We start from the raw sequence: 9293 nt of genomic DNA, 5'->3' as shown, positions 1-9293 counted from the left end.
TATCCTATCAGTTAGCCCATGATTTAGTGACCTCGTTCGAGGGGGTGATAAAGAAGACGGGGACGAGTTTTGAGGCGAAGTATTTGCTGAACCTGACCCCTCTCTTTCTTGATGAGGGGGGTGTGGATCTTCCCTCGAGGCTCGATCTGAAGCTGGTTCAGGATATTCCCCCGTCCGGGGAGAGGAGATGGCAGTTCTTCCTCGTGCTCAATAACCTGCTCAATGACCAAACCCCCTGCTTCTTCACCCTCGATAGGATCATCCCCTGGGGAAAACCAAGAAGAATAAAGGGTGGGTTCACTATAATCTTTTAATCTGTTTGGGTTCCCTCAGGATAGGCTACGAATATCCCATTTACTATGGTAATAGAATCATTGAAGTTTGTGGTAGGACCGGTTTTAGTGGCGTGCCCTCCGCCATCCCTCCCTCCGCTTGATAGGCTATAGTTGGAATAACCCCCAAATACATCATAAACCCAAGGATGTCCCCAGCCATCGCTCTGGGGCAGGTGTTTGATATACTTAGGAGTGAGGAGGGACAAATTAATGGGATAATGATTGCAATCTACCATATAGCTTCCTAAAGCAGAGGCGATAGTCTTCATATTAGCCATTGTTTCTTTCTGGATCGCTCGTTGATGAGCGTCCATAAGGGCAGGGATAGCGATTAAGGCAATGAGGGTTATTATGCCAAGGGTTATCAGGAGTTCGAAGATTGATACCCCCATTTCCTCTTCTTTACCCCAAGCCATTGTTCACCTCCTAGATTCTTTATTGTACTTAAAAAAAGGGACAATTTTCCATATCTTTTTAACCCTGGGGCAAATTTCCTTGACACCGTTTCCCCCCCTGAGTAATATAACAGGTTATTAAACCGATCGGGGTTTATGATGCGAGTGATCTACTTTGATTGTTTCTCCGGAATAAGCGGGGATATGGTCCTTGGCGCTCTTCTCAGTCTTGGACTCCCCGAAGAACTCCTTAAAGAGGAGTTGAAGAAGCTCCCCCTCCCCCAGTTTCAGATAAGAAGGGAAATGGTATCCCGTTCTCACATCGCTGGGGTGAGAGTGGTTATCGAAGCGAAGGAGAAGGCAGTCTTTCGTCGCCCTTCGGAGATGAAGCAGGCGATCGAGGAAAGCATGCTTAAACCAGAGGTGAAGGAGAAGGCGATCGAGACACTCTCTCGTCTTTCTTCTGCTGAGGCAGAGGTTCACAAGAAGGATGAGGAGAAGGTCCATTTTCACGAGCTCGGTGATATCGATACGATGATCGATATCGTGGGTGCGGCGATTGGCTTCGATTATCTTGAAGTTTTAGGGTTCACCTCCTCGCCAGTTAATGCGGGAAGCGGATTTGTCGATACCGCTCACGGACGACTTCCGGTCCCTTCTCCTGCTGTCTCCGTCTTGCTTCAAGGGGTTCCTATCTTCTCTATGGGCGATGGGGAACTCACCACTCCCACCGGTGCCGCCATCCTTACTACCTATGTTAAGCGGTTTGAACCCATCCCTAAGATGCGGCTTATACAGGTAGGCTATGGGGCAGGGAGCAAGGAGGTGGCTGGCATCCCCAATCTCCTTAGGCTTTTTCTTGGCGAATATGAGGAGGGGACCACTTACTTTGAGGAAACAGTGGTTATCGAGGCGAATATAGACGATATGAGCCCTCAACTCTCCGGCTGGATGATCGAGCGATTACTTGATGCCGGGGCGCTCGATGTCTATCTTCAGCCGGTAGTGATGAAGAAGTCCCGCCCTGGGGTACTCCTCTCGGTAATATCTCCGCTCGATAAGGTGGAGGAACTCTCCCGGCTCATCTTTGAGGAGACGACCACCATCGGACTTCGCACATATCCTGTCTTACGGCGGAAGCTCACCCGGGAGGAGGTTCCTGTTTCCACCCCTTATGGGGAGGTGAGGGTAAAGGTGTCTCGTTTCTCCGGCAAGGTGGTCAACTTCGCCCCCGAATACGAGGATTGCCGGAGGATAGCTAAAGAGAAAAGGGTGCCGCTTAAATTGGTGCAACAGGCGGCGATTAAATCTTTCTTGGATGGATTAAGCTAAAGGGTGAAGTGATGGATCACGAAAAGATCAAGAAAGGGGTACGCCTCATTCTCGAGGGGATAGGTGAGGACCCGGATCGACCTGGCCTTCGCGAGACCCCTGGCCGGATTGCCCGGATGTGCGAGGAGATCTTCGCTGGAGTGGGGAAGGACCCTGCGTCCAACCTCAAGGTGATCGAGGGAGAGACCTACGACGAGATGGTCATACTCAAGGATATCCCGATGTACTCCATCTGCGAGCACCATCTCCTCCCCTTTATCGGAATCGCTAATATCGCTTACATCCCCCAGGAGGGGAGGATAGTGGGAATAAGCAAACTATCCCGGGTGCTTGAAGCCCTCTCCAAGAGACCCCAGATCCAGGAACGGCTTACTACCGAGCTTGCCGATCTCATCGACCAGACGATAAAGCCTATGGGGGTGATGGTGGTAATAGAGGCGGAACACCTCTGTATGACGATGCGTGGGGTCAAGAAACCGGGTTCGGTGGTGGTTACCTCTGCTGTGCGAGGGGCGTTCCGGACGGACAGAGCTACCAGGGAGGAGGCGCTTACCCTTCTCAGGACAAAGAGCGGAATAAAGAGAAATACATAGTTTTAAGGAGGAGAAGATGGGAAACGAGGAGAAGGTTGAGGTTACCCTAGATGAATTCAATAAGATGGGATTAACCGTGGGCAAGGTGCTTGAGGTGGAGAAGGTTGAGGGGTCGAAGAAGCTCCTTAAGTTGGTGGTGGATATAGGAAGGGAGAAGCGCACCGTGGTCGCCGGCATCGCTGGTTATTATCAGCCGGAGGAGCTTCTCGGCAAATGCGTTATCGTGGTTGCCAATCTCAAGCCTGCCCGGCTCCTCGGGGTGGAGTCCCAGGGAATGATCCTTGCTGCTGATGTCGACGGGCGCCCAATCATCGCCACCTTCGAGGAAGATGTGCCAGCGGGTGCTCCGGTGAGGTAGGTCTTTCCGTAAATGTTCATCGATATCCATACCCATCTTGACTCTCCGGAGTTCACCTCCGACCTCGAGGAGGTAATAGCCCGAGCGGAGAAGGAGGGAGTGGGTTTCATCCTCACCGCTGGGGTGGATGGGGAAAGCTCGGAAAAAGCGGTTTCCCTGGCGGAGGCTCATCCTTTTGTTTACGCTGCGGTGGGGATCCACCCTCACGATGCGAAGAAAGCTTCCGATGAGGATTTCTCCCTCATCGAGCGTCTTTCTTCACGGAAGAAGGTCATAGCCATCGGAGAGATCGGGCTCGATTACTATCGCAATTATTCCCCGCCGGAGGATCAAAAGAGGGTCTTCCGCCGACTTCTTTTACTTGCGAAGGAGGTCGATCTTCCCGTCATCGTCCATTCCCGGGAGTCGATCGATGATGTCCTCAAGATGATCGAAGAGGTGGGAGGGAAGGGCATTCTTCACTGTTTTCCCGGTCCCCTTTCTGCTGCTTACACTGCACTTACGCTCGGCTTTTTTATCTCCTTTGCCGGAAACATCACCTATCCCAAGGCGGTTCGCTTGAGGGAGATGGTGGCAAAGCTTCCCCTTTCCTCTCTCTTCCTCGAGACGGACGCCCCTTACCTTACCCCTTCTCCAAGAAGGGGTAGAAGAAACGAGCCCGCCTATGTCCGCTTTACCTACGAGATGGCAGCGGAGATAAAGGGTGTTCCTCTCTCTAAACTCACCTCAGCGATCGAGGATAATCTTAGGGCTCTATTTGGGGATAAACTCGATTTTAGGGGTTGATGATGAACAGCCCCTTCTCCACCCTTATTTTGCGGAAGCCGGGGGGGAGGAGGAACCCCTGTTCAAGTCTTTTTCTATCTTCGGGGGAGATAGAGGATAAGATCCTCAAAGCTAAGGATGCAGGAAGGGGAAGCCCAGCCAGACTGAACGATTTTATCTTTATCTTTCCTATTCCATTCTCCCCCACGAGGTAGAATCTCACCTCGAACATAAGCTCATCGGGAAGCGCCTTCCTCAAACTAGGAGAAAGGTCCTTCTTTGCCTTAGCCAGGGATCCCTCGCCAGAGAGGATCACGAGGTTTCCTTTGGCATCGAGCTTCCACCACCTTATCTCCGGTGGTATCTGATCTCCGTAGTTCTCTTCTATGAAAAGGGAAAGTTCAGCTGGGGTTAAGATCATCCTTTTATAGCTCACCTCGCCGTTTTTGAGGATTATCCTCTTTCTTCCCAGTTTCTGATGGAGGCTTTCCTTTATCGAGGAGATGGTTCTTGCTTGGAGGGGTGTTCTTCCTTCTTTCTTCTTTACTTCCTCAAGGCTTAAGAACAAGAGGAGGAAGGCACCTCCTACTCCCGCTATTACCAGAAGGAGAGCGATTTTCTTCCTCAACTCTCCACCCTCTCCTCCTTTGCTCTCTTCACCAAGGAGAGAAGCTCGCGACACCGAGCGGTAACATCGGAAGCGGTGGTTACCGCCGAGACGACCGCGATACCATCGGCACCAGCCCCGATCACTTCCTTTACATTAGCCAAGTTTATCCCCCCTATAGCTACCAGAGGGAGGGAGGTCGCTTCCCTGATCCTCTTTAACCCGGGGATGCCGAGGACCGCTCCTACATCTGGTTTGGTGGTGGTGGGAAAGACGCCTGAGGCAGCTAAGTAATCCGCTCCTTCTCTTTCTGCTTCTTGCGCCTCCTCAGGTGTTTGAACCGAAACCCCGATTATCCGGTTCTCCCCTAAAAGCCGTCGTGCTACTGCAAGGGGAAGGTCATCCTGCCCCAGATGGACCCCATCGGCATCGAGGGCGAGGGCAAGGTCAACCCGATCGTTCACGACGAAGAGGACATCCCTTGTCCCTATTATCTCCTTTATTCTAAGTCCCTCCTCGTATAACTGGCGGTCGGAGAGTTCCTTCTCCCTCAGCTGGATGACGGTGGCGCCACCGGCTATCGCCCTTTCTACTATCTCCTCGGAGCTTCTCCCCAGGGAGAGCCTGCGGTCGGTTATCACATAGAGCGAGAGATCAAACCGCTTTCTCATATTTGAGTTTCACCCCCTCCTTTATCTCCTCATCGGTGAGGTCGTAGAGGGAATCAAGAAGAGCCACCTCGAAGCTACCCGGCGATTTCGCCCTTTTTGCCGCTTTTTCTCCGGCAAGACCGAAATAGGAAAGACCCGCTGCAGAGGCGATGACGGGATCGGGGGAGATAGCGGAGAAACAAGCGATGGCGGTGGTAGCGAGACAGCCGGTTCCCGTCACCAGCCGGAGCATAGGGTCCCCATTATCACAGGCGATAAGAACTTCACCATCGGTTATGAAATCGGTCTTTCCCGTGATGGCTACCACTGAAGATAGCTTGCGGGCGAGTTTTGGGGCAAGGTGTTTCACCTCGTCTGCCTCCTGGAGGGAATCGACCCCTTGTATCGCCGCTTTTTCCCCAACCAATGTGGCTACCTCGGCTGGGTTTCCCCGGATAACCGAGACTTTGACTGCATCGAGTATCCGTTTCGCCTCGTCTGTGCGGAGGCTGGTCGCTCCAGCACCCACCGGATCGAGGACCACGGGAATACCTCGCTCGTTCGCCCTTCTCCCTGCCAGGATCATTGCATCGATCCACCCCTTGGTGAGGGTGCCGATGTTTAAGACGAGAGCAGAAGCGAATGAGGTCATCTCCTCCACTTCGTCCTGGCTATGAGCCATCACTGGGGAGGCGCCAATGGCGATGGTGCCGTTTGCGGTGCTGTGCATTACCACGAAGTTGGTGATGTGATGGATAAGGGGATGTTTTTCCCTCATCTTTTTTCTTAATTCGATGATCTTCTCTCCGTAGTTCATATCGTTCCTCCTCAACTATTAGAGGTGGTTTACCCCACCTTCGCCCTTTCTATCATAAGAAAAGTGAGCTCATAGAGGGCTTCCCTTTCCTCTGATCGGGGAAGAACCGCTTCCAGCTTTTCGTTAGCCCTCTCGACAAGCTCGTAGGCTTTACGGTATGCCCTGTTCAGGGCGACAGGGGAGAGAGCATCAATCACCTCCTCCCTGGTTACTGAGGAATAGGTTTTCTCCTTTACAATGTTTTCTATGAGCTTTCTTTCTTCTTTTCCCCCTTCCTCAAGGAGGTAGATGACAGGGAGGGTGATCTTTCCCTGAGGGAGATCGTTTCCCGCCGATTTTGCGAGCGCATCATCGTTTTTGGTAAGGTCAAGGATATCATCCGCTATCTGGAAAGCGGTCCCGAAGAGGTAGCCGAATTCCGAAGCAGCTTTTCTCATTTCATCATCCCCTCCCCCGAGGACGGTGCCGATCTCCGCCGAGAGGGAGAATAAAGCCCCGGTTTTCTTTCGCACCGTTTTCAAATATTCCTCCTCGGAGAGGGCGAGGTCGCCAGCCCTGATTTTCTCCTCTGCTTCCCCTTCGATCATCTCGAGGGTTCCTTTAAGTATGAGGGAGGTTATATCTTTCTCTCCTATCTCGAGGGCTAAACGAAGGGCGCGAAGGAATAATTGGTCGCCGAAAAGGAGGGAAAGCTCCTCACCCCATTTCCTGTTCAGGGTGGGCTTTCCTCGCCGGAGCTCCGCCTTGTCGATTATATCGTCGTGCACCAAGGTAGAGGTGTGGATGAGCTCTACCACCGCCCCGTAGTGGGGAAGCTTTCCCCTATTATATCCGAGACTCTTTCCGGTTAGGATAAGGGTTAGGGGGCGGGCTCTTTTCCTTTTTTCGGAATAAGCATCCACTCCCAGTCGATGGAGGACTCTTCCCTCCTCGCTTAGCATCTTCTTGATTATCCTCTCCGCCTCTTCGAGCTCAGGAGAGGCGAGCTTCTCTATTTTAGAGAACTTCACTTTCCCCTTTCTCCTTCGGTTTTGGTGGCCCTTCCTTTTTTATTGGGTTGAACTTGAATACCCGCTCGAGTTTCTCCCCGCGAAAACGATAGCATACCCCCTCTTCATAATACCACCAGAGCTCGCATTTTCCTCGGTTTCCCTTTTCCGTCTTATCGGGTAGTCCTCGGGTACGGAGTACCCTTCCCTTTGGAGACCGATAGCCATAGCGGGCGATGAGTACTTTTACCTTCTCCCATAGGGGGTTCTCCTTGATTACCTTGTCTAATCTTAGCTCGGATCTCCTTTTCGCCCTCCAGGTTATATTCATCTCCTTCGGGATGGCGTAGCGCACTTTGTCGAACCCCTGCTCCGAGTAGAACCGAAGGAGGATACGATTGAATTTTGGCTCGATGATCGCCGCTAATCGGTAGAACCCATCCCCGTCAGTGGTGGTGGATATGGTTTTTTCTTCCACTACCTCAGGAGGTATCCCTCTACCTTTGAACCTCACCCTTTCAAGAACGAGGACTACCGGCATCCGAGGAAGCGGTTTTCCTGCCTCGTCCTTCACCATCCCGGTGATTATCACCGGGTGCCCTTCCTTATCGTCCGAGGAAACGAGGAGGAAGGCAGAGAGTATGCTTACAACGAGGGTGAGGAAAATCGCCCGCTTCGCTTTGAACATCTTATACCCTGCTTTATTCTCCCTTCCCCTTTACCCGGTAGACCTCAGCCCCTTTGGGGATGGTGAAGGTAAAAAGGGGATCGGGAAGCTTCGGGTCTTCCTTTATATCGGAGAAGATGAAGTCGGTGATATTTCCCAGCTGATCGACGATTATCATCCGCTCGATCAGCGCCCTTTTTCTTTCCACCTCGAGGAGTAGATATTCGAAGTCCTCCTCATCCTTGGGAACCAGCTTCAGTTGATAGCTATCCTTATCGATCGGTTTTTTCAGCTCTACCTCGATGACGGTGAAATCGCGGAGGAGGTTCCCCTTTCCCATCAAGAAGAGGATAGGGGTTTTCTTCGGGTTCTCCGTCGAGAAGTCCATTATCTGAACCTCGTTATCTTCCACCAGATACCAGTAGATCTTCTTCCCATCGGAGATGAACAGCTTTTTCTCCGGCTTTTCATACTCCCAACGCATCTTGCCCGGTTTTTTGATGTAGAGCTTTCCTTGTTCGGTGAGCTTCTTATCGTAGGTTTTATTGATTAGTGTTTGGCTGAAACGGGCGGAGAGGCTGTTTATCGCCTCGTACTTCGCCTGGATCCGGTAGACTATATCGCTCCCCTCTTCTCTTGGAAGGAATAGAGCAAGAATGAACGGTAATAAGTAGATTCCTCTTTTCATCTTCAATTTCCCATCGGTATCTTAACATACCCTCTTACTCGTGGTAAAATTTTATTCGATGGGATCAAGAAGGAGATTTTCCACCCTTTTCAATTTTGTCTTTTATGTTCTTTATTGCTTCGATGTAGGTATCTTCCTGATAATCGCCCCCTGGACCGGGATCTGGCAGAGGAATTACTTTCTCTTCGTTTTTCCTCCCCTTTCCTCGGTATATCTAAACCCCTTTTTCCGGGGAGCGGTATCCGGGTTGGGCATTCTTCTCTTCCTCCTCGGCGTTTCGGAGGTTTATTATCTTAAGCGTCGCCAATGATAAAGGTGATTTTATGAAGCTGAACCTGCTCACAATTGCTGGTTTTGACCCTGTGTCAGGCGCTGGGGTGAGTTTGGATATTCGGGTTTTTAACCGGCTGGGAGCTTACGGGATCGGAGCGATAACCGCCATCACCTACCAGAACACGAAAGGCGTTTTCGGCTTTTTTCCCCTTCCCAAAGAGACGGTTGAAAGAGAGCTTGAAGCCATCGCCTCCGATCTGAGGATAGATGGGGGAAAGGTGGGGATGGTAGGAGGGGAGGAACTCCTTTGTGCAATCGTCTCTTTCCTCACAGCCCACCCGATGCCCAAGTTGGTGGTGGATCCCGTCCTTCACGCCTCCTCTGGAGGAGAGCTTCTTCCCTCTTCAGCCCTTTCTCTTTTTAAGTCTGATCTTCTCCCTCTTGCCTATGTGGTGACGCCGAATATCCCCGAGGCGGAGGCACTTTCTGGGGTCAAGATCTCCGATTATCCTTCAATGCTCAAGGCAGCAAGGAGAATAAAAGACCTTGGTCCCCGCTTTGTGGTCATTACCGGGGGGCATTTCCCAGGTGAGGCGCTTGACCTAATCTTCGATGGGGAAAGGAGCGATACCATCACCTCCCCGAAACTTTCCTCTTCTCCCCATGGGACGGGCTGTGCTTTTTCTGCTGCCTTATCCTACTTTCTCGCTAAGGATTTTTCCATTAAAGAGGCGGTTTTCGAAGCCAAGGGGTTCGTTACTTCCCTCATCAAATCGGCTTTCCCCTTGGGTAAGGGGAAACCGGTGTTGGATATATAAAAAGGA

The 9293-nt window shown here is 51.6% G+C and carries 14 protein-coding genes; 7 read left to right on the top strand and 7 right to left on the bottom strand.

Going from position 1 to position 9293, the window contains the following annotated elements:
- Window positions 1–314: hypothetical protein (locus J7L64_07615; GenBank protein ID MCD6452208.1), on the top strand; the 314-nt coding region annotated here is incomplete at its 5' end.
- Here J7L64_07615 and J7L64_07610 read toward each other — a convergent pair.
- Window positions 311–751 (bottom strand): type II secretion system protein GspG, encoded by a 441-nt coding sequence (locus tag J7L64_07610; GenBank protein ID MCD6452207.1) that lies wholly within the window; start codon window positions 749–751, stop codon window positions 311–313. The genes J7L64_07615 and J7L64_07610 overlap by 4 nt on opposite strands.
- 135 nt (window positions 752–886) lie before the next feature.
- On the opposite strand from J7L64_07610, the gene larC reads away from it, so the two are divergent.
- Genes larC through J7L64_07590 form a run of 4 tightly spaced genes read left to right on the top strand, consistent with a single transcriptional unit; the run spans window position 887 to window position 3799 of the window.
- Window positions 887–2062 carry a nickel pincer cofactor biosynthesis protein LarC gene (gene larC, locus J7L64_07605; protein ID MCD6452206.1) on the top strand — a complete coding sequence of 392 codons (1176 nt, stop codon included), beginning with the start codon at window positions 887–889 and terminating at the stop codon, window positions 2060–2062.
- Between the two features lie 8 nt (window positions 2063–2070).
- Window positions 2071–2655, top strand: a complete 585-nt coding sequence (gene folE, locus J7L64_07600; GenBank protein MCD6452205.1) for a GTP cyclohydrolase I FolE — start codon at window positions 2071–2073, stop codon at window positions 2653–2655.
- Window positions 2656–2671: 16 nt separating this feature from the next.
- Entirely contained in the window at window positions 2672–3013 is a 342-nt protein-coding gene (metG, locus tag J7L64_07595) for a methionine--tRNA ligase subunit beta (GenBank protein ID MCD6452204.1), read from the top strand.
- Between the two features lie 12 nt (window positions 3014–3025).
- On the top strand, window positions 3026–3799 hold the full coding sequence (locus tag J7L64_07590) for a TatD family hydrolase (protein ID MCD6452203.1): 774 nt from the start codon (window positions 3026–3028) through the stop codon (window positions 3797–3799).
- Here the strand turns inward: J7L64_07590 and J7L64_07585 are convergent.
- Genes J7L64_07585 through J7L64_07560 form a run of 6 tightly spaced genes read right to left on the bottom strand, consistent with a single transcriptional unit; the run spans window position 3789 to window position 8196 of the window.
- Entirely contained in the window at window positions 3789–4406 is a 618-nt protein-coding gene (locus tag J7L64_07585) for a hypothetical protein (protein ID MCD6452202.1), read from the bottom strand. The genes J7L64_07590 and J7L64_07585 overlap by 11 nt on opposite strands.
- Entirely contained in the window at window positions 4403–5056 is a 654-nt protein-coding gene (locus J7L64_07580; protein MCD6452201.1) for a thiamine phosphate synthase, read from the bottom strand. The genes J7L64_07585 and J7L64_07580 overlap by 4 nt, the downstream gene beginning before the upstream one ends.
- Entirely contained in the window at window positions 5040–5852 is an 813-nt protein-coding gene (thiM, locus tag J7L64_07575; protein ID MCD6452200.1) for a hydroxyethylthiazole kinase, read from the bottom strand. Before thiM ends, J7L64_07580 begins: the two co-directional genes overlap by 17 nt.
- 29 nt (window positions 5853–5881) lie before the next feature.
- Complete coding sequence (locus J7L64_07570; protein ID MCD6452199.1) at window positions 5882–6862, bottom strand: polyprenyl synthetase family protein; 981 nt, start codon at window positions 6860–6862, stop codon at window positions 5882–5884.
- A complete protein-coding gene (locus J7L64_07565; GenBank protein ID MCD6452198.1) occupies window positions 6849–7529 on the bottom strand; it encodes a hypothetical protein in 681 nt (226 codons plus the stop codon). Before J7L64_07565 ends, J7L64_07570 begins: the two co-directional genes overlap by 14 nt.
- Window positions 7530–7542: 13 nt before the next feature.
- Complete coding sequence (locus J7L64_07560) at window positions 7543–8196, bottom strand: outer membrane lipoprotein carrier protein LolA (GenBank protein MCD6452197.1); 654 nt, start codon at window positions 8194–8196, stop codon at window positions 7543–7545.
- Window positions 8197–8254: 58 nt separating this feature from the next.
- On the opposite strand from J7L64_07560, the gene J7L64_07555 reads away from it, so the two are divergent.
- Both J7L64_07555 and thiD read left to right on the top strand, forming a co-directional pair.
- Window positions 8255–8506 (top strand): hypothetical protein, encoded by a 252-nt coding sequence (locus J7L64_07555; protein ID MCD6452196.1) that lies wholly within the window; start codon window positions 8255–8257, stop codon window positions 8504–8506.
- A gap of 13 nt (window positions 8507–8519) precedes the next feature.
- The gene (gene thiD, locus J7L64_07550; GenBank protein MCD6452195.1) at window positions 8520–9287 is read left to right on the top strand and encodes a bifunctional hydroxymethylpyrimidine kinase/phosphomethylpyrimidine kinase; all 768 of its coding nucleotides are present in this window, start codon (window positions 8520–8522) and stop codon (window positions 9285–9287) included.
- The last annotated feature ends 6 nt before the right edge of the window (window positions 9288–9293 follow it).

The organism is Acidobacteriota bacterium, from assembly GCA_021161905.1.
Lineage (GTDB): Bacteria > Acidobacteriota > B3-B38 > Guanabaribacteriales > JAGGZT01 > JAGGZT01.
Note: the sequence above shows the minus strand (reverse complement) of the source record. Positions and strands in the feature narration are given on the sequence as shown.

Bases quoted from the DNA above. Each gene is read 5' to 3' on its own strand.
- J7L64_07555 (MCD6452196.1), top strand. From the start codon at position 8,255: ATGGGATCAAGAAGGAGATTTTCCACCCTTTTCAATTTTGTCTTTTAT.
- J7L64_07560 (MCD6452197.1), bottom strand. From the start codon at position 8,196: ATGAAAAGAGGAATCTACTTATTACCGTTCATTCTTGCTCTATTCCTT.
- J7L64_07580 (MCD6452201.1), bottom strand. From the start codon at position 5,056: ATGAGAAAGCGGTTTGATCTCTCGCTCTATGTGATAACCGACCGCAGG.
- J7L64_07565 (MCD6452198.1), bottom strand. From the start codon at position 7,529: ATGTTCAAAGCGAAGCGGGCGATTTTCCTCACCCTCGTTGTAAGCATA.
- J7L64_07590 (MCD6452203.1), top strand. From the start codon at position 3,026: ATGTTCATCGATATCCATACCCATCTTGACTCTCCGGAGTTCACCTCC.
- J7L64_07610 (MCD6452207.1), bottom strand. From the start codon at position 751: ATGGCTTGGGGTAAAGAAGAGGAAATGGGGGTATCAATCTTCGAACTC.
- thiD (MCD6452195.1), top strand. From the start codon at position 8,520: ATGAAGCTGAACCTGCTCACAATTGCTGGTTTTGACCCTGTGTCAGGC.
- thiM (MCD6452200.1), bottom strand. From the start codon at position 5,852: ATGAACTACGGAGAGAAGATCATCGAATTAAGAAAAAAGATGAGGGAA.
- larC (MCD6452206.1), top strand. From the start codon at position 887: ATGATGCGAGTGATCTACTTTGATTGTTTCTCCGGAATAAGCGGGGAT.
- metG (MCD6452204.1), top strand. From the start codon at position 2,672: ATGGGAAACGAGGAGAAGGTTGAGGTTACCCTAGATGAATTCAATAAG.